The following is a 20,747-nucleotide window of genomic DNA, read 5'->3' as shown; positions in this document are numbered from 1 at the left end:
AAATCAATCAAAATTATGAAAAATATAATTAAGAGAAATTGGCTAGGCTCAATTTTTCCCATAATTAGTTTAAAAATGAAATTAACCACCATTTTATTAATTGCTACATTTTTCAAAATTCATGCAAACAGCTATTCTCAAAACACCAAATTGTCGATGCATTTCGAAAATGCGACTGTAGAGCAGGTGTTTAACCACATTGAAACAAATTCTGAATTTAGATTTTTGTTTGATAGCAACACCATAGATTTAAACCGCGCAGTAACGGTAGTAGCAGACAATCAAAACATAGAGCAGATTTTAAACACATTATTTGCCGAAACCAACATTAATTACAAGGTAAATGACCGGCAAATAATATTAACCCTAAACAAAGTTAGTGTTAACCAGACACAAAACCCGGTTTTTCAAAAGCCTCAAGGTTTTGATATAACCGGTACGGTTGTAGATGGTAACGGACAACCCTTGCCTGGCGCTAATATTATTGAAAAAAACACCAGCAATGGAACGCAGACAGATTTAAACGGAAACTTTTCTTTAACAGTTAGCGAGCCAGATGCACTATTAGAAGTTTCTTATTTAGGGTTTATTTCTCAAATAATCTCAATAAACAATCAATCCATAATTAACATTACTATGCACGAAGATGTTGCTAGTTTAGATGAAGTTGTAGTAGTTGGTTATGGTACAGTAAAAAAAGAAGATTTAACAGGCTCTGTCGTATCTATAGGCAGCAAGCAATTAAATGAAGTAGGAAGTACAAGTCCCATGCAAGCCATACAAGCACAAGCTGCAGGTGTTAATATTTCTCAGCGTACAGGTTCTGTAGGTAGTGGTTTCGACATCGAAATTAGAGGTTCAAATTCTTTAACAGGAGGTTCGCCATTATATGTTGTCGATGGAGTAATGACCGATGATATCAATTTTTTGAATTCAAACGATATAGAACGAATAGATATTTTAAAGGATGCTTCATCTACTGCTATATATGGGTCTAGAGGTTCTAATGGTGTCGTAATTGTTACAACCAAATCTGGAGAAGGTTTTAAAAGTAGAAAGCCATCTGTAAGTTATTCAGGTTTTGTGGGCCTTAGAACAGTGGCAAATATGCCAGATTTTTTAAATAGCTATGACGAAAGCGTAACATGGAATAGAAACAGGCAAGTTGCAAGAGATTTAGTGCTTGGAAACCCAATAGTTAATTCGTTAACTTACGGATTTCCAGAAGTCATAGATGATAACGGTGTTAATTATTGGGAGGAAGCCTTATCTAATAGGAGAGGAACAGATTGGATAGATGAGTTTTTAAAGAATAGTGTGCAACAAAACCATTTTGTTTCAGCAAGCGGTGGCAATGAAAATGTTGGTTATGTTGTAGGCTTTGGTTATCAAGGAGATAATGGTAACGCGGTAGATCAATCATTTAAAAAATATAATTTCAAAGCTAGTGTAGACACAAGACTGAATAATGTATTCGAAATTGGATCTAATATCAATTTAGCTTTTTCTAATCAAGAGCTTGTATCTCGCCAGGGTTACACGCAACAATTATTTAGAATGCCAACTTATGCTCCTGCTACAGATGCCGAAGGAAATATTATGCAACAACCCATGATAGGAATTTCTGGTAATGTTAGTCCATACACCTTTTTAGACGGAAATTCTAATTGGAATGTAGATCAGTACAATATTATATCTAATTTTTACTTAAAATTCACACCCGCAGACTGGATAAGTTTCAGAACTTCATTTTCACCAAATGCACGTTTAGAGCGTCAAGGTGAATACAAAGATCGCTGGGCAACACGTTCTATTTCTGTAGCAAGAATGTGGAATAACAATAGACTATCCTATATTTGGGACAATCAGGTGAATTTAAACAAAGCCTTTGGTGAGCATGATTTTAGTTACGATTTTATTCAATCTTCTCAATACGATCGTTTAGAAACCGCATACGCATACGGGCGCGATGTTCCTTTTAAATCATTATTTTATAATGTACAGAGTGCTCCACAACGAGATGCCTCAACTAGTTATACAAAAAGTACTTTGTTATCGTTCACAAATCGTGTTAATTATTCCTTTAAGAACCGTTATTTACTAACAGCAACACTGCGTTACGACGGTTCTTCTAAATTAGCACCCGGCAACCAATGGGCGTCTTTTCCTTCTGCTGCTCTAGCATGGAAGCTAAAAGAAGAATCTTTTTTAAGTGATGTAGAATCCATAAATAGCCTGAGAATGCGTTTAAGTTTTGGTTACACAGGAAATAACAACATAGATGCTTATACTACGCAATCTGCGCTAGACAGAAAAACTTATTACGATTGGGATGGAGATACAGCCGACGGCTTCATTCCTGGCGAACTTTCTAATTCTAATTTAACCTGGGAAAAAACAAGAGAATGGAACCTTGGTTTTGATTGGGGTTTATTTAGCAATCGCATAACTGGAGAACTTAACTTATACGATCGTTTATCTAAGAATTTGTTGATGGAACGTAAATTAGCCATGCCGTCAGGTTGGGTAACAATGATAGATAATGTAGGATCTGTAAGTAATAAAGGTATAGAATTTCAACTTAAAACAGTAAATGTAGATACAGGAGATTTCAGATGGGAAACCAACTTTATTTTTTCTAAAAACACTAACAAGATTGAAGAACTTTACGGCGAAAAAATAGATGATGTTCCTAACAGATGGTTTATTGGTCAACCAGTAGATGTTATTTATGCTATGGAATTTGATGGCGTATGGCAATACGATGAATTAGCTCCTGAAGATCGTCAAGCTATGGAGGGCACAGCTAAGGTTAAAGATCTAAACGGTGATGGTAGCATAGATATAGATAATGACATGCGTGTTTTAGGATCGCCAGCTCCAGATTGGATAGGAACTTTCCAGACTACCTTTTCTTATAAGAATTGGGATTTTTCTGCTACTGTATTTACCAAGCAGGGAATGATGGTATTCAGCCCATTCCATCGAGAGTTTACAGATTTCAATAGTCGCGTAATTTTAGATGTTCCTTATTATGTTCGTCAAAATCCAGTAACCGAAGCCAGAGCCTCAAACTCGTACCCACAAGCAAGCTATCAAGGGCAATATTGGGGAGAAGACGCTGGAGATTATGGATATCCTGGCTTTAACAAAGATGCTTCTTTCGTGCGTATTCAAAACTTAACATTAGGCTACAATTTTAATCCTACATGGTTGGCTAATGCAGGAATAACACAAATGCGTGTTTATGTAAATGCACTTAACCCATTTACGTTTACAGATTATGAAGGATTCGATCCAGAATGGGCAAGTGCAGACATGTCTGGTGTAGATGCAACCAATACTGGCTACTCTATTTACCAATTAGGGTTTAACATTAAATTTTAAAATTATGAAAACATTTAATAGATATATAATTATAGCATTTGTTTGTTTAACCACCTTAAGTAGTTGTTCTGACTATTTAGAAGAAGAGAACTTAGGAAATATAACGGCAGAGAATTTCTATAATACAGAAGACGGCTATGAAGGATTAGTTAATTCAGTTTACTCTTCTGTTCGAGAAGTTTACCAACCTACACCATATGTTTTTTGTGCTGGTACAGATTTGTTTTTTGCAGCCCATCAAGAAGTTCCTATCGGGTTAGCCGCCTATCAAACCCTAACACCTAGTAACGGACAAGTAGAAGAGTTATTTAGCACAACATACCAAAGCATTCAAATTTGTAATTTAGGAATGCATTATGCCGATAAAACCGAAATATTTCCAAATTTATCTTCCAGAGTTGCAGAGGTTAGAACTATAAGAGCATTTCTATATTTTATTCTTGTGCAACAATTTGGAGATACAACAATTGTAACCGACTTAATATCGGAACCTATTACTCATTTTGAACGCAACCCAGAATCGGAAGTTTATCAATTCATAATTGATGAATTACTAGCTGCCATAACAGATTTACCAACATCGCAATCGGATTTTGGCAGAATAACCAAACGAGCTGCTCAGCATATTTTAGCCAAAGTTTACCTTACCCGGGGATACCAAGATTATGCAGTCTCTACAGATTTTTCAGATGCAGCAGTATGGGCAGACGAAGCTATTTCTGGACAAGCTTTAAACCTTAATTTCGCAGATTTATTCGCCTACGGAAATGATAATAATCCGGAAGTATTGTGGTCTATACAATATTCACCTGGATCAACTATAAATGGAGGTGCACATAATTGGGATTACCCGTGGGGCCCCTTAGTTCAAGGTGCAGACGATGGTGTAAATAAAAAAAATGTACTACATCCTACAGAATATTTATACACTTTATTCGAAGATAACGATGTACGTTTTGAAGGTACGTTTTTAAATGTTAAAACAACCCCATATTCAGGATGGAGGATAGATAGAGAAAATTCTCCAGTACAATATTACTATCCAAGAACAGCAGATCAAATAGCAAATGTTGATTTATGGAGATCTGAAGATCCTACAAACCGAGCAAACACAATAATTTCTCCATTAGCACCACATTGGTGGGATGGCTTAAATCAAACTGACTTTCCTGGACTTAGTAAATTTGACCGCATACAAACATCAACTCCATCTATTCAGTATACTCACGATTTATACTTAGCCCGTTTAGCCGAAACCTACCTTATAGCCGCTGAAGCCTATTTACAAAACAATGAAATTGGGACTGCCCTTAATCGCATCAATGAGGTACGCAATAGAGCAGGAGCCTCTACATTATCTCAATTAGATATTGATATCTTGTTAGATGAGCGAGCTAGAGAATTAGCAGGAGAGGGCTTAAGGTGGTTAGATCTTAAGCGAACAGGTAAACTTATGGAGACTACTAAAATTAGAAATCCAGATATTCAGAAATTATATGACGAGGGTATTGATCCGTTTTTAGGAAAAAACGGGAACTATAAAATTCTGCGACCAATTCCATTATCAGCTATCGCATTAGACTCAGGAGATTACCCTCAAAATCCAGCTTATTAAATTGGTTAGTTTAATAATTAGTTTGTGTTTATGTAAAACCCGCACGCTTAATGCATGCGGGTTTGTTTTTGTTAGTAGAATACTTATTTTTCAATAATTATATTATAATATTTAATTTATCGCAATATATTTTAATTTTTAATTACATTAGTGTAATCGATTACAACCAAACTAACTAACAATGAAAAACCAATTATTTATTTGCTGTGCTTTTTTATGGACCATAATTAGCTGGGGGCAACAACCCACAATTACCAACACCCAAGGCTGGCTCGAATCTGCATTTATAACATGGCAACCAATCGTTGAAGCAAACTCGTATCGGGTCTATTATTCGGGTGAAGGACAAACCGATGTACTTATCGACGATCAATTAGTCAGAGATTACGGCTCGTATTTTAGAGCCGATGTGCTCGGACTTAAACCAGGGCAATACACCTTAAGTGTCGCCGCAGTGATAGATGATATAGAAAGCGAAAAAACAATATCGGAAACTATAACTGTTAAACCACACGACCGGACTGGATTTTCATTTTCGAATGGGAGAGTGCCAGGCGCTTACAAGCAAGATGGCACGCCTAAAGACCAGGCCGTTATTTTATACATTACCGAAAACACTAAAAACACCATTACGTTAGAGGTAACAGGAGCAAATAACAATCCGTGTGTGGGATTGCAAAACATACTAGAAGGTTTTAAAAAAGGGAAAGACGCACGCCCGTTAATTATTAGAGCCATTGGTCAGATTACAGATTTAGAGTACATGGATAAAGGTGATATTGTTATAGAGAATAATAACTTAGCAACAAGTTACATTACTTTTGAAGGTGTTGGCAATGACGCCGTTGCCGATGGCTGGGGCATACGCATTAAAAATGCATCAAATATTGAGGTTAGAAATCTGGCTACCATGAATACCGATAGCAACGAGGGCGATAATATAGGTTTACAACAAGATAACGAATATATCTGGATTCATCATTGCGATTTTTTTTATGGCGATGCTGGAAGCGATTCCGACCAAGCAAAAGGCGATGGTGCCTTAGACTGTAAGCGCTCTACATATGTTACCTTTTCGTACAATCACTTTTGGGATACAGGAAAATCTAATCTGTTAGGCTTAAGCGAAAATACTACCGAAGGCCTGTATATTACCTATCATCACAACTGGTACGATCATTCCGATTCTCGCCATCCGCGTGTTCGGTTTTATTCGGCTCACGTTTACAACAATTACTACGATGGTAATGCGAAATACGGTGTAGGGGCAACGCTAGGTTCATCGGTATTTGTAGAATCCAATTATTTCAGAAATTGTAAATATCCTATTTTAACGTCTATGCAAGGTAGCGATGTTTACAACGAAACCACAGGTGCTAACGACTATGGCAATATGCCCACGTTTTCGAAAGAAGATGGTGGCAGCATTAAAGTTTTTAATAATGTAATTCTAGATGCAAAACGATTTGTCGCTTATGGCGATCCTAATTTTCCTAATTCAACAGTAGATTTTGATGGCGTTGTTGTAGAAAACAGAAACGACAACATAGCAAATTCGATCCATTCCAATTACGGTAACAACACCTATAACAATTTCGACACAGATACAGCAATACTGTATAATTACACTGCAGACACGCCAGAAGAAGCAAAAACTAAAGTCATGACTTATTCGGGCAGAATGTTTGGCGGTGATTTTAAATGGGAATTTAATAACGCTGTTGATGACACAGATTCTGATGTTAACCAAGGACTAAAATCAGCTTTAAAAAATTATAAAACAACATTAGTCGCTATACAAAACGATGGTGAAAATTCTGGAAATGATGATGATGATGACAATCCAGACCAAGAAATTATTGAAGGCGATGTGGTTCATAATTTTACACTTTCTGGATTAGAAAGTTCGTATTTTGATATCTCTGGAAATTTATCCGATTCAAAAGGTACAGTTACTTATGGCGATTTAACCTTAACACAATGCTTAAAAATTGAATCTAGTACAACTATTAAATTCACTACCGATAACGCATCAATACTTACTCTAGTTTTTAATGAAGATTTTAATAAAACCATAGCGGTTAACGGAGAAAAGTACAGCGCAACACAAGGCATTTTATCTATTGATTTACCCGAAGGAGTGCATGAAATTACAAAAGGAGACGTGGCCAATTTGTATTATATGAGTGTAACTCATAAAGCCTTAAATATTGAAAAGTTACAACACACAGAATTTAAAGTGTATCCTAACCCAACAACATCGGTTTTACATATAACTCCAACTTTACCCATAAATAGCATTAAGGTGTTCAGTTTAGAAGGTAGGCTAATTAAAACTTTCAGAAATGAATATGGCTCTATAGATATATCCGATATAAAACCCGGAAGTTATTTATTATCCATCGCACATAGTAAAGGAACTACAAGTAAAATTTTTGTCAAACAATAAATATATTTTACAGGTAGATAGGCTGTTTTTTTATAGTATTAAGGTGTTTTTGCTAACCATTGTATCGCATTATTTATCAACGTCCTATAATTTGTGTTTTCGTATGCTTGATGGTCATGGCCTAGCTGAATAAATACAATCGGAGCATTGCCATAAGTATGGGTCCAGGCAATTACTTTTTCGCTCTCGGGATGCGTCGTGCTAAGAATTGGTGTAACGTTGTTGTGTCGTTTAAATTTATTATACACCTCATCTAAAATGACGAAATCGTTCATATTATAAGTTATGGGGTGGTTTCGATTTATAATTTGCACAGGAATCTGTTCGTCGTGTTTGTAGGTAGATGGTATAACGCTTAGGCTGTCTTTGCCTTTTTTGGCGTGATAATATTTGCCGCCAACTATATGTTCGTAAGTAGGCCAATCTTGATAACACACCAAAGCGTGATGTAAAAACAACATCGGCTTCCCTTGTTCGAGTAAATTTAAAAATGCTTCTTTTTGTATTTCGGAAATGTGTTGCGATACATTATAAAATACTAATACATCATAAGTTGAAATATCTGGATTTTTAAAATCCGTCGTGCCATCTGCATTAAAATATTCCGTAAATGTAATGTCTTTTAAACTTTCAAACATGTCGATGAATTGATCACGTTCAAACTTTTTACCTCCAGTAAACACCATCGCATTCGGCAACTCTTGCGCTTGAATAATGTTAATTACAAAAAATATTAAAAAACTAATTTTCAATTTCATATACCAAAATATTTAAAGTATCAATTCATTATAAACCTAGATAAGGCAAATGCTTAATCTTATGATATTGCAAAGCACAACGTATACAGTCTTTAAGTGCTACTTCGGGCAAATTTTCGTGTAATGTAAATTGGATTGCACGATTACCTTCAAAATTAAAAACATCTTTATAAATCACTTTAAATGTAGGAATCAATTTACTAGTGCACTGCACATACAATCCAAAAACATCGGGTTGTTTAGCATGCCAGGCCAATCGTAAGGTACTACCTTTTGGGGCTAGATAACTGGGCTCGTTCCATTTTAAAGTTTCTTTTAAAGCAGATATTTTTTCAGCTTCGGCGACTTCAAACACTAAACGTCTCAAATATAAAAGCTTATTTTTAAATGGTTCTGGATAGGTGTTAAATACAGCCTCAACATCTTGAGGCAGGCTTGGATATTTCATAACCATTATTTAATTGGTTTTAGTAAAATGATAGTCCCACATAAGGGACCTATAGCCAACAAGATAAACAAAAAAGGCATAGTAATATCGTTTTGCAAACTATTGATTAATTGTATACTTATAATGGTAATACCAAACCCAATACAATTAACCAGAGTTAAGGCACTTCCTTTAAGGTTGTCATCTGCATTTTGAGCAACTAAGGTCGAAAATAGTGGCGAATCGGCTACAACCACAATGCCCCAAAACAATAAGAACCCTATAAAAAAAGGTTGAGGCAAATAAAATAGTAGCGAGGAAAGTAAACAGCAAACCCCAGAAAGCATTAAGGCTGAAGTTGCCACACGCTTCGTTCCCCAATTTATCGATAAACACCCGCTTAATACACAACCTAAAGCACCGCTTGCAATAATAAAAAATGATACTAAAGGTATGTTGAAAGTCGCATTTGGATGAAGCGTGAGATATGTCTTTAAAATATGCGGAACAAATGCCCAGAAGGCATACAGTTCCCACATATGGCCAAAATACCCAAAGGCTGCTTTACGAAACGCTTGCTTGTTAAATATTTTAAAACAGCTTGAAAAGTCGAGTGAGGTATTTGCAGTTCTGTACGGGCCATCTGGAACAAATAACAGCATAAATACGCCTCCTAGAATGGCTAAAATAGAAGTAAAAATAATTACTGACGACCAAGAAAAGCTAGTAGTAATACTTTTTACTACATGCGGAAATGCTGTACCCAATACCAATGCGCCAACCAAAAAACCTAAAGATTGCCCGAGCCCCGATTGATAATAATCGGTGGCTATTTTCATGCCTACAGGATAAATTCCAGCTAAGAAAAACCCCGTTAGCGCTCTTAAAACAAGTAAACTAACAAGGTTTTGTTGCCCTATGGTAATACCTAAATTGCATAATGCCCCCAAAAGAGCACATACAAAAAACACTTTTGAAGGCGAAAATCTATCGGTTATTAAAAATATGGCAAAAACTAAAGTCCCTAAAATAAATCCGAATTGCACTGCCGATGTCGTATGTCCTAATGCATTGTTATTAATACCTAAATGGTTTACCAAATCGCCCATTACCGCATTACCCGCAAACCACAACGAGGTACAACAAAATTGCGCAAGAACAATTACAGGTAAAATACGTGCTTTAGGCATTAAAACATTTATGAATTACAAATTAGTAAGCTGCGCTAAGTGCGCAAGACACTAATATAATTAAATGAAAACACCTAACTCTTATTTGTTTAATGAATTAAAACAACTTATAGCCAAATATTAGCGATACCGTATTATATTCTGAAGAATAGATACTGTTTTTAGATAATAAATCTCTATCGGTTTGATATCTTACAGCCAGGCTATAACGATCCATTAATTGGTACCCCATGCCAAATCCAAAATTATAACCAGAATTTAAATTAACCTGAGGTGCAGTGATACTAGATCCATCAACTCTTCTAAAGTCAATTTCCGAACTAAAATTAATGTCAAGAACAAATGCTGCATCTACAAATAATTTAGATTTAGGGCTAAGATATATGCCATAACGCAGTCCTAAAGGCACTTCAACCGATTTGTAGTCAATATGGGTTATTTGTTTTCCTCCTTCAGTATGTGTAGACTCATTTTCTCCGGTCGATTTAAAATACTGATATGTTGGCTCTACAAACACACTCCATTTATTGTTATTAAAAGGCAAAACAAACTCGGCTTCTAAACCTAATCCAAAAGTGCTTTTATCATCAAAGTCGGTTGTTTGTTGTGGTCTCGCTAAAGCATTTAACATACTAAACGAACTAAAGTTAAGTCTTGGCCGTATAGACAAATTAAACCAATCGTAAGCCACATTCTTTTTGTAGGCTGTGCCCGTATTACCACCAACACAAGTATTATATTTTTCGAAGAAATCGATTAATTCTTTTTCAGCATAACGCAAATGTTCGATGTAGGATTGCTTAATGGAATTACATTTAAGATTGTTAAAAAGTTGTTGCCTGTAAAAGTTATTTTCAGCTATTTTATTAGAATCCATGAATGTATTCTTTACACGATAATTTTTATGGATTAAAGGCTCTATAGTACCATCGGGCAATGTAAAAAAGTACCGACTAAGATTACCGTTTTCATACTGGTATAGGGTAGAAGCTCCTACAAACAAAACTTCTAAAAAGACTTCTTTTTCTTCAAAATCAGGATTTCTGTCAAACGTTAAAAGTGCAGTACTATTGCTCGACATGTCTATAGATACTGTTTTCTTTATATAAGAATGATTATTAACGCTAAATGCATTTACCTCTTTCAGGCTTAATGTTTTTGGCGTGTCTGTTTCATTTAATTTATAAGTGAAACTAGAAGGGTTGTCTTTCCAATCTAAATTTTTAATTAAACACGGTATAGTGTCGTTAGAATTGGTAACATAAAATCCGTTTTCGAAATCGATTTGAGCAATAGTTTGTTGCGATACACTTAAACATATAAGTAAACTCAACAAGCGAAGAAACTTGTTCATTGTAGGTTGGTTGGGGTTAGTTTTAAAATTATAGTTAGTTGTTTTTCAATAATTGAAAGCGGAAATATAATACTTTTTGTTAAAGATTTTACACGATATTTCTTACTAAATCTTAATAGCGCTTTAAATTATTGATTACCAAAACATTAATTTGTTATGAAAAACGAGACCATTTTAAAAGATATCATTTTCATCGCATTAACTCAAGCTATAGTTTCTCTATTATTGAGACATACTACATCAAACAGACAATGAAAGACTATTAACTTTTAAAAAGCCTCGTTTTTTATTGAAGATACAACAACGCTTATTTAACTAAGTATGCCTTTAGTCTTTGCTCCCATAATTGTATTAAATCTAATTCGCCCGAAATTAAGGCATCGTCATTGGTATCGTAAAAGCACCAAAGGCTAATTTCGTTTCCTACTTTTGGCTTAAAACATAACTCTAAACGTTCGATTGCAGAGCCACTATCGGTTTTATTTTTCTTGGGTCTGCGGGTTATTATCATACTACAACTAGCAATATCTTCTAAATTTAAAGCCTGTTCTATCACTGTGTCGTCTAATTTTTTATAAAAGAACGCCATGTTCTTAGAATCATCTATACCGATAGCCATACGACTACAAGTACCGTAACTTGTTATAGTACTATTATATTTTGCAGCAATAGCACTTAAGGCTTGAAAGCTTGTTTTTTGTCTTTTATTTCTACCTATTGCAGTGGCTACAAAAGGCATAGCGCATAGGGTGGTACAAGTACCACCTATTAAAAGGGTTCCTAAATCCATAATGTTTAAGTGTAAAATGTTAATACAGTGTATCGTAAAATAGATACACCTAAATTTTTGATAATTGTAAAAATGACCAAATGGTCTCGGAATAATACACTCCAGAATTACCAGAAATAATGGAAAGGAAAAATAATATCGGTATTGCGTTTACTTATTAATACCTGCTTAGTATTAGCGATATAATGTTTAAAACGCAGATGTAAAATGTTATTATAAGAAGCATGCAGGGCATAGAATGTAGGATGTACATGTTTATATTCGGCTTGCCCATTTACGGTATTGCTGTATGAAATAACTGTTTGGTCTTCGGCTAAATGACCAAACCATATTTTGTTAATTGCCGAAACATACGATGTATTATCGCTGGTAGAATCATCATAAAACCTAGCTTGCTCAGTACGTGTAGTTGTACTTACCATAGCCAGCGCAAAGCTATAAATAGCCGCTAGAAGTATAAAACCGTAAATATGATGCTTTTGTTTCACCTTACAAATATAATTGGAAATTGCATCTAAAATCATAACAAGCTCATAAAAATTAAGGTTCATGCTTACCAATTGTGTTTCAAAACAAAAGACTACCTGAATTGCTCATGTATTTGCAACTCAGATAGTCTTTAATAGTAAGTGCTAATTAAATCTGTTCTTATATTAAGAGCGGATATCTTCTATGGTTCTAATCTTGGTTAGACCTTCTTCAATTTTGTTTTTCTGCGATTCTAAAATCGCTTTTGTACTCATGGGTAAACTGGTTTCGTTAATAATTTCCTGATATTCTTCAACCGAAGCCTTTTCCCCACGGATGGCTTCTTTTAGCATCATATCTTCATTATCCGAAGAAAATGCAGCCTTAATATCCATCCAAGTACGGTGCGCTGCTCCAGCAAAACTTCCGCCTTTATCCGGTGTTTGTCCGTAGGCTTCCAATTCACGTTTTAACTCATGCCCAAAGGCATAACGTTCTTGAGATTTACGTTTAAAATAATTTTTAAGAGCAGATTCATTTACATGCTCTGCAGCTTTGGTAAATCCTTTTTCTGCATCGTATGTCTTTTCTAATAAATCGTTTAACTTGCTACCAACCTTATCTGTGTATGTGTTCATGATTTCTAATTTTTGATTAATACTTGTTGTTTGTTAAGATGTTTTATGGTTTTCATCTGAAACAAATTTAACACGATAGTAATCAATACATTGGTGCAATCGGTTTTAAAATTAACCGATATCACTTTTATAAACATACCGTAAAGAGGAGGGAAGTGGTTGGTACCAGACTCAGGTATTAACTTCCTGCTAAGGGCGAACCAAAAACACCGACAGCCAGTTCCAGCCAAATCAATACAAACACTACAAGCGTTGCGGCTATCAATAGTATTTTACGCTGTTTACTTTTTGTAGTTCGGTATATTACATTTGCTGTAATGCCCGTAACACTTAATAATATAGCAGCAACTAAAAAATCGAAAGGCGACCAATTTACTTGTTGACTAAATTGCATGGCTATTAAAGGAATTAGCAAAATCCCGAATACGCCACAAAGAATGTACTGTATGTGCTTGTGTAGTGTAACCATAACTAAACGATTTAAAAACGTTACAATCAAATTTACATAAAAAAGCACATTAAAACAATCTCATTTTAAATCGTATTAAATAGGGAAGGTGGCACCAAAAGCGATTGCACCAAGTACCTGTTTAAGATCGGGTTGCATATAATACGAGAGCGCCAAATTATAATTATGGTTAGGCCCTATACCAACGCCCAAAGTTATAGGAAAATGTACGGCCAAACCACCGCGATCTATATTATCGTAAAGCGTATAGGTTTTAAAACTTCCTATAGATGTACCAATACCACCTTCTAAATATGGTGCAAACCACGGAATTGGAATCTTTAATCGTGCTTTGCCTCCTAAAAGCATGGCTTTAGTTGTTGTTTCGTAATCGGTTGGATAGCCATTTTCATCTTCGCCAGAAGCGTATGTTAAAATGATACCGGCGTAAGGTCTTAAGTCTATCCATTTCGAAACAGTTAAAACATAATCTCCTTTAAGGTAAAACCCGGTGCAATCTGAAATTGGTACATCATCGTAAGGAAAACTAACTCCAATTCCAATCGAAGCGTCTATAGATTTTTGTTTTATAAGTTGGGCATTAATTTGAGATGATACAAAACTCAAAAATACAAATAAGGTAATTTTTTTCATGTTAGGTTTAAGGGTAGAATAACAAATATGCTATTTTAATTGGGGTTGTTAATTTTGAAATTTTTACGGCAAAACTAAACTTATATTTAAAATATAAAAGTTATTTGTTTGCTATTTAAAAGGCGTTTAAAGCATTTTTTATGCCTTATTTAATCCTGAATTTGAAACTAAAAACCTAACAAACTGTAAATTAAAGACGTAACTTTTTTATAAAATAAATGTTTAATATTCGCTAACCGAACCCCAATTTTCGCCTGTTTTAATTCGGTGCAATTGCATTTCGGAAATACCAAACTGTTTGGCAATCATTTTAAGACGTGTTCTACGGTTTGGATCGTTAATTTTTCGTTTTATCAGCTTAACTTTAGTTTCGGTAAGTTTAGAATACGTTCTTTTATGGGTTTTCCTTTTGTATTCCGGATTGTTAAACTGATGCGCTTCTTTTTCTTTTTTCGTCACCCATTTTAAATTTTCAACGCGATTATCGGTTTTATCGTAATTTAAGTGAATCACATAAACACCCTCATGTTGTTCTAAAAAATGTTGCGCCACAAGTTTATGCACATATCTGCTCGTCCATTTGCGCTTTTGCTTAAAATTCAGGCGTAAGACTTGATAACCGTTCACGAAAGAGGGGTTAGGAATAAATTCTTCGTCATCTTTACAATTTAAAATTCTTCCGTAGTTCGAAATTTTAAAGGTCTCTTTTTCAGCTATTTTATCGTCAAACTGAATATCTTTCCATTTTTCGTTCCAATAGTTTCGTATCATGTCCAGATTTTTTGGTAAAGTTACTAGAATTGCACCTAACATTAAAATATATGCTTTTAATTGGATTATAAAGAAACGTTAAAACGCCTCATTATTTTTAATCCACATATTTTGAGTTATTATTTAAATGAATAACACACGCTGTTGTAATACTTAATCACTAAGTTGCTGTTTATTAAAACCGAACACAATGCAACTGTTATTATTTTTTATATTACAATTACCCATAGGAACTCCAAATCCAGACGATAATGAGGCTTTAGATTTTTCAGATCCGTTTGATGTTATCGTGTTTATTATTTTACCAATTGTTTTAGTAGGCTTATACATGCTATGGCGAAAACGAAAACACCAGGACAAATAGCTTTAGTGCTATTAAGTGTAAAATTCTGGAATATTTTCTAATCGCTGAGAATCGCGTATTTGAAAATTTCTTGACGATTGTCCAGAATATTAAAAATACAGCATGTCTTAAATTCCGACATTACAATCACTATTTTATTAGTATGTAGAACGGAGATGCAGCAACACATGCTTTTTTGTAATTTATTTACATAAAACTGAAATGAAACACTGAAGTAGTGGCATTAGAAATATTCTATTTTACATAATATAAATTATAGTACAAATGTTCATTATGTTGTTTAAGTCATTGTTTCCATTTGATAGCTATAATGTAGTATTATGTAAAATATCCCAGAAGCATTCGTTTTCATAAGAATAATTGGAACTTGGGTCATTAAACTAATAAGCGGTTTGCTTCGCAGAGTTTTTTAAAACATTTGTATCTATAATTAGCCGTTATGTAAAATAGCCACTGCCAAACGCTCGATTGCTTTTATAAAATCAAATTGCTTAATGCAATTTATTTATAACACAATTATCCAACGCTTGCCAGCGCCAAAATAAAAGCTAACCTTTTTACTCTTATTATAAATCGCGTATATGATAAAATGTGCGTAATAAAAAAATTTACGAGATTCTCGTGGATTGCCACAAGAGCATAAATTTTAAAAAAAATAAAATTCTATGCACTTGTTAAATTTAGAACTTCAATCAATCCTTTTTTAATGTTTCATTATCTTTTGTCTTGAAACAAAAGAAACAAAAATTCAAGGCTGCATATAATTTTGGAAACAATTAACGGCTCATTCACTATATTTTAGGAAACATTGTAACTGGTAAACATTGCTTTGAAAACAATTGTATAATAGAAACTCTTAAGAAACTGTATTACTAAACCCCTAAAATATACACGCTCATTTCTCCTATTGTTTTGACCAAAATTTTATGAGGCCAAGTTTAACATCAAGATTCTATTTTACATATTAACCGGAAAATGAATATAGCTATCAGTATACCATTTAATTTTTAAAGGCTCTTCAGCATCTTTAATGCTTTCTTCACTCACATCTTTTCCTGTACCAAAGTTTATTTGTGAAAAAGGGTGTTTAATCCCATTTATAATAACAACAATTCTGCTTCCTTTTTTAATTTTTCGACTAGTCATTCTAAAATTTTGAATGGGTATTGAGGTCTTTTTATTTGGAGTTAATAAGTTTCTATTTTCGATATCCATAGACATACTTGCTCTTGTTGTAAACGGCAGTGTCAAACTAAAAAAGGTTCCGTCAGCCGTTTGCTCGTAAAGTAAAACATTACAATCAAAATCTTTTTTATTGATGGACACATTTAGAACCCCACTTACAGAACCACTAAGTTCTATATCTTCATCAAAGGGTTCTGTGGCAAATGAGAATCCTTGACCAACGGTTAAAGTTTCTGATATAATATTACGATTTCCACTTAAATTCCAAGAAAATTGGCTACGATCAGAAAAATCAATCTCTTGTTCTATATAACTTGTTGCATCAGAAATATTAGATAAACTAAAGTGGTCATTTACCCCTAAATTTCCTGTATTATAGGTTGAATTAAACACTACACCAGAACGATGTTTACTCAAATATACCCTTAAGGTATCAGCAGCAACTTTATCGAGTGAAGATACATGTTTCCAAGTATTTGAACCCATCACTTGATAATTGATCTTGTCCTTTAACAAAGCCGGTTTAGCAGCTCCTTTAAAAATGTAGTCGAACCAGTCAAAAATTATATTCTTAATATTTATCTGTGCTACAGGGTCAATGGTATAACCCAATATGTTCTTTTCAGGAAGTTCTTGCGCTCCAAAATGTGAATAAGGTCCTATCAAAAGATAATGCTCTGCAGTTGTATTGAATTGATAATGCGATTTAAAATAGTGCATTGTACCAAACTGCCCACCATCATAATATCCTGTAGTACTTAAAATGGGGATATTAATTTTAGAAAAATCCTCTTTATACAGTGTCATATTTTTCCAATAATCATCAAATGTTGGATGCTCTAATTTTTCATTGAATCCTGGATTTGGTGTACCATCTAAACTATCCAAATTCTTATAAGCCACTCCTTTTTTATACCAATCGAAATACAAATCATTCCAACGTTTTCCATTATAATAAGAAACGGTATCAAGTGTTTTGTTATTCGTTACATAATGCCACCAAGGATAATGAAAGTTAAAATAAACGCCATTTTCCATAGGTTCAGCAATACCTGGAGCCGCAGCAACAGATGGTACAATAGTTTTTAACGCTGGATGTACTTTTTCTTTCATAGAAGCCCACTGAACAAAACCTACATAACTACCTCCATACATTCCAACTTCATCATTGCTCCACTTCTGCTCTGTAATCCAATCAATAACATCGTACACATCGTTACCTTCATGAATATATGGCGTTATTTCATCTGGACTTAAGTTTTTACCTCTTGTATACGATACAACACCTACATATCCCTTATCTGCTGCTTCATAAGCTTTATTGATATCATCTTTACGAGTATATATTGTATGAAATAATATAGCTGGTTGTGGTTCTTTTACAGCTTTATTTCTAACTATTATTGCAGATAATTTAGCACCATCTCTGGTTGTAATTTGAATAGAATCTTGAACCAAATACTTTTTACCTTCTTTGCTAGTGGTTCTTGGCTCTTGCTCTACTTCTTTTATAAAATTACAAGAAACTAACGCTACTAACAGCATGAAAAATGTGACCTTTAATATTTGTATGGATTTCATTTTAATGATTGCTTTATTTTGAATATTCAATTAATTCCTCGGTATAAGAAAAGCCGTCTTGAACTTGAGTCATTTTTATAAAATTCTTAATTTCTGGAGCATACAACCAAACTTCATCCGTTTTGGCACTATAACCTCTTGAATTTGAAATGGTTCCTTTGTACTCAATAGTGTAGGCCATAAAAGTCCCTGCTGCGACTGTTTCTTCTTTAAAGGATAGGACTTCTACATCCTGATTTTGTTTACCTGTAGTACCATCTTGACTGGTCCAGTCTTTTTCATATATCCACTTTTTACCGACTTCCAAAGGCCATTTATATTTTGGTGTGTCACTTTTTTCAGGCTTTACAATTTCAGACACCAAAACGGTATCGTTATCTATGGTCATTCCTAATGCTCCATTAAAACCAACAATTTTTTTGGTATCAGTTCCATCCGATCTTACTTCGCCTTCATCAGTAATACCTTTGTATTTCCACACCCATTTCTCTCCTATTGTATAATCAGTTAATACGGGTTGTTTAGTAACGGTTGTTTCTGGATTACTTTTGCAAGATGCCAAAAAAGATATTGCTAAAATCAATACTAATTTTGCAATGTAATTTAGAACTGTAATAATTTTCATAATAGTAGTTTTAATGATTTATGATACAAATTAAAGGCAGTTAATTGTATCAAAAAACAAAAAGTACAGGAGCGTAAATAAATGCAAATGAACGTTAGAAAACTGAACGATTATTTCTTTATAAACTATTCCAGTTTTTAAATCTTACCGATTGCCTGCTAGATACTTCTACTTTTTCTCCAGTAGTTAATATAATTTGTAATTTATTATTGAAATATGGATGAATCTCTTTGATGTAATTAATGTTAATCATTTGACTTCGATTAACTCGGAAAAAAACTTTAGGGTCTAATTTTTCTGCTAATAAATTTAAAGAACGCTTTATCATCGCTTTATTAGAACCAAAATAAAGCCGTGCGTAATTTTCTAAAGATTCAATAAAATGAATATCCGTTAGCGGAATAAAATGACATTTATCACCATCTTTTATAAATATCTTTTGATGCATTGGTAAGGTTGTTGGCTCAATTTTTACTCTTTTAGATAATTCTTCCTTTACCTTTTCAATAGTTTTAGAAAAGCGCTCGTCTCTCAAAGGCTTTACTAAATAATCTAAAGCATTCATCTCAAAAGCTTTTACAGCATATTGATCATAAGCAGTTGTAAAAACAACGTCAGGTACATTTGTTAATTCCTCCAATAAATCAAATCCAGATTTACCAGGCATATGAATATCCAAAAATAAAATATCTGGTTGTAATTCTTCAATTAAAGATATGGCCTCATCTACATGACTTGCTTCACCAATAACTTCAAACTCTTGATGTTTTTCTAATGCACGTTTTACTTCTTCTCTCGCTAAACGTTCGTCATCAATGATTATGGTTTTATATCTTTTCATCTTCTATATGCATTGGAATTACTATTTCTGCAACTATACAGTCATTTTCTTTCGCTGTTAAACTAAAAACAGCCTTACCTTTATATTGAATTTCTAGGCGTTTTTTTAAGTTTTTTAAACCTAATCCAACACTTTTATGTTGGTTAATTACTCCAGGATTCTCAACTGTAATATAAATATCACCTTCCTGTTTATAAATTTTCAAGAAAACAACACCACCCCCAACTTTTAAGTCAATTCCATGTTTAATGGCATTTTCAACTAACAACTGAATACTTAATGTGGGAATCTTATAATTAATGAGGTCATCGTCAATATTGGTTTTTAGTTGCAGTCGTTCTTCAAAACGCATTTTTTCTAATTCAATATAATCATAAACTAAAGCAAGTTCATTTTTAATAGATATTAAACCTTTGTCTTTTTCATATAATGATGAACGCAATAAATCTGATAATAAATCAATTGCTCTTCTTGCAACGTTAGGATTTTCGATTACCAATGATTTAATAGAGTTTAAGGAGTTGAATAAGAAATGTGGATTTAATTGAGCCGATAAATTATCTAATTGGGCTTGTTTAGCTATTAAAGATAATTGAGCATTTTCTTTAGCCGTAACAACTTCTTTTTGATAGTAATGATACAAGTGATATGCCAATACCCAAATAGACATTAGTCGAAGTCCTGTAAGTAAAATTGGATCCCAGTATATGATGGCTTCAAAGAAATTTTTATCCTCGCCTGCAATAAAAGTCCAGTACACATACCATTTTAAATTGTTTATTAATACATATAAAACAGCTAATAAAATTATAGTAGGTACTAAACGGGTTAGTAATTTTTTTATGGGTAAACTACTCCATTTTGCTTTTAAGGCAAATCGCCTGTACATATGTGTTAAAAATATTCCTATCGAAATGTCTAATACATAATTTAACAACGTATAAAAAATGCCGTAATTATCTCTTGTATATACTGTATAAGCCCAATAAACTGAAACGATACTCCATCCAATTAATTGACATTTCCAATATAGAGATATCCTTGTTTTACTATTATTTATTTTATTGTTGATATCCATTCTTAAGCAAAGCAACGAAATACTTTTAAATAGTGAAAGGAAAAGTACAGGAACGTAACATTTGAGGTTTAAGTGTTAATTATAAAAACTATATTCCATTCCACACACATTATACTTCCCTCCT

General features: G+C 33.7%; 18 protein-coding genes. 4 read left to right on the top strand and 14 right to left on the bottom strand.

Annotated elements, in window-relative coordinates; all coding sequences use genetic code 11:
• Nucleotides 1-75: 75 nt before the first annotated feature.
• The 3 genes from ACR9EA_RS08510 (at nt 76) to ACR9EA_RS08500 (ending at nt 7,451) form a co-directional block, all read left to right on the top strand.
• Nucleotides 76-3,387 (top strand): TonB-dependent receptor, encoded by a 3,312-nt coding sequence (locus tag ACR9EA_RS08510; protein ID WP_435139646.1) that lies wholly within the window; start codon nt 76-78, stop codon nt 3,385-3,387.
• Nucleotides 3,388-3,391: 4 nt separating this feature from the next.
• A complete protein-coding gene (locus tag ACR9EA_RS08505) occupies nt 3,392-5,002 on the top strand; it encodes a RagB/SusD family nutrient uptake outer membrane protein (protein ID WP_435139644.1) in 1,611 nt (536 codons plus the stop codon).
• A 181-nt stretch (nt 5,003-5,183) separates the two neighbouring features.
• Nucleotides 5,184-7,451 carry a T9SS type A sorting domain-containing protein gene (locus tag ACR9EA_RS08500; protein WP_435139642.1) on the top strand — a complete coding sequence of 756 codons (2,268 nt, stop codon included), beginning with the start codon at nt 5,184-5,186 and terminating at the stop codon, nt 7,449-7,451.
• A gap of 38 nt (nt 7,452-7,489) precedes the next feature.
• On the opposite strand, the gene ACR9EA_RS08495 is transcribed toward ACR9EA_RS08500, so the two are convergent.
• From ACR9EA_RS08495 to ACR9EA_RS08450, 10 genes are all read right to left on the bottom strand, one after another.
• The gene (locus ACR9EA_RS08495; RefSeq protein ID WP_435139640.1) at nt 7,490-8,209 is read right to left on the bottom strand and encodes a ThuA domain-containing protein; all 720 of its coding nucleotides are present in this window, start codon (nt 8,207-8,209) and stop codon (nt 7,490-7,492) included.
• Between the two features lie 28 nt (nt 8,210-8,237).
• Nucleotides 8,238-8,657, bottom strand: a complete 420-nt coding sequence (locus ACR9EA_RS08490; protein ID WP_435139638.1) for a DUF1801 domain-containing protein — start codon at nt 8,655-8,657, stop codon at nt 8,238-8,240.
• Nucleotides 8,658-8,662: 5 nt separating this feature from the next.
• Nucleotides 8,663-9,826: an MFS transporter gene (locus tag ACR9EA_RS08485; protein WP_435139636.1), complete on the bottom strand. Its 1,164-nt coding sequence runs from the start codon at nt 9,824-9,826 to the stop codon at nt 8,663-8,665.
• A 97-nt stretch (nt 9,827-9,923) separates the two neighbouring features.
• The gene (locus tag ACR9EA_RS08480) at nt 9,924-11,180 is read right to left on the bottom strand and encodes an autotransporter domain-containing protein (RefSeq protein ID WP_435139634.1); all 1,257 of its coding nucleotides are present in this window, start codon (nt 11,178-11,180) and stop codon (nt 9,924-9,926) included.
• 307 nt (nt 11,181-11,487) lie between these two features.
• On the bottom strand, nt 11,488-11,970 hold the full coding sequence (locus ACR9EA_RS08475; protein WP_435139632.1) for a hypothetical protein: 483 nt from the start codon (nt 11,968-11,970) through the stop codon (nt 11,488-11,490).
• Between the two features lie 107 nt (nt 11,971-12,077).
• Entirely contained in the window at nt 12,078-12,521 is a 444-nt protein-coding gene (locus ACR9EA_RS08470; protein WP_435139630.1) for a hypothetical protein, read from the bottom strand.
• A 102-nt stretch (nt 12,522-12,623) separates the two neighbouring features.
• The gene (locus ACR9EA_RS08465) at nt 12,624-13,076 is read right to left on the bottom strand and encodes a ferritin-like domain-containing protein (protein WP_435139628.1); all 453 of its coding nucleotides are present in this window, start codon (nt 13,074-13,076) and stop codon (nt 12,624-12,626) included.
• Between the two features lie 178 nt (nt 13,077-13,254).
• Complete coding sequence (locus tag ACR9EA_RS08460) at nt 13,255-13,545, bottom strand: hypothetical protein (protein WP_435139626.1); 291 nt, start codon at nt 13,543-13,545, stop codon at nt 13,255-13,257.
• Nucleotides 13,546-13,620: 75 nt separating this feature from the next.
• Complete coding sequence (locus ACR9EA_RS08455) at nt 13,621-14,178, bottom strand: hypothetical protein (RefSeq protein ID WP_435139624.1); 558 nt, start codon at nt 14,176-14,178, stop codon at nt 13,621-13,623.
• 222 nt (nt 14,179-14,400) lie between these two features.
• A complete protein-coding gene (locus ACR9EA_RS08450; RefSeq protein WP_435139622.1) occupies nt 14,401-14,949 on the bottom strand; it encodes an HNH endonuclease in 549 nt (182 codons plus the stop codon).
• 190 nt (nt 14,950-15,139) lie between these two features.
• On the opposite strand from ACR9EA_RS08450, the gene ACR9EA_RS08445 reads away from it, so the two are divergent.
• Complete coding sequence (locus ACR9EA_RS08445; protein WP_435139620.1) at nt 15,140-15,313, top strand: adenylosuccinate synthetase; 174 nt, start codon at nt 15,140-15,142, stop codon at nt 15,311-15,313.
• A gap of 957 nt (nt 15,314-16,270) precedes the next feature.
• On the opposite strand, the gene ACR9EA_RS08440 is transcribed toward ACR9EA_RS08445, so the two are convergent.
• The 4 genes from ACR9EA_RS08440 to ACR9EA_RS08425 all read right to left on the bottom strand — a co-directional run bounded on the left by ACR9EA_RS08440 (nt 16,271) and on the right by ACR9EA_RS08425 (nt 20,623).
• Nucleotides 16,271-18,079, bottom strand: a complete 1,809-nt coding sequence (locus ACR9EA_RS08440; RefSeq protein ID WP_435139618.1) for a CocE/NonD family hydrolase — start codon at nt 18,077-18,079, stop codon at nt 16,271-16,273.
• Between the two features lie 13 nt (nt 18,080-18,092).
• Nucleotides 18,093-18,704: a hypothetical protein gene (locus ACR9EA_RS08435; RefSeq protein WP_435139616.1), complete on the bottom strand. Its 612-nt coding sequence runs from the start codon at nt 18,702-18,704 to the stop codon at nt 18,093-18,095.
• A gap of 118 nt (nt 18,705-18,822) precedes the next feature.
• Nucleotides 18,823-19,545, bottom strand: coding sequence for a LytR/AlgR family response regulator transcription factor (locus ACR9EA_RS08430; RefSeq protein ID WP_435139614.1), 723 nt, complete (start codon nt 19,543-19,545; stop codon nt 18,823-18,825).
• Nucleotides 19,532-20,623: a sensor histidine kinase gene (locus ACR9EA_RS08425; protein ID WP_435139612.1), complete on the bottom strand. Its 1,092-nt coding sequence runs from the start codon at nt 20,621-20,623 to the stop codon at nt 19,532-19,534. The genes ACR9EA_RS08430 and ACR9EA_RS08425 overlap by 14 nt, the downstream gene beginning before the upstream one ends.
• Nucleotides 20,624-20,747 lie beyond the last annotated feature (124 nt).

Source organism: Formosa sp. A9, from assembly GCF_051200825.1.
In the GTDB taxonomy this organism is placed as follows: Bacteria; Bacteroidota; Bacteroidia; order Flavobacteriales; family Flavobacteriaceae; genus Formosa.
Note: the sequence above shows the minus strand (reverse complement) of the source record. Positions and strands in the feature narration are given on the sequence as shown.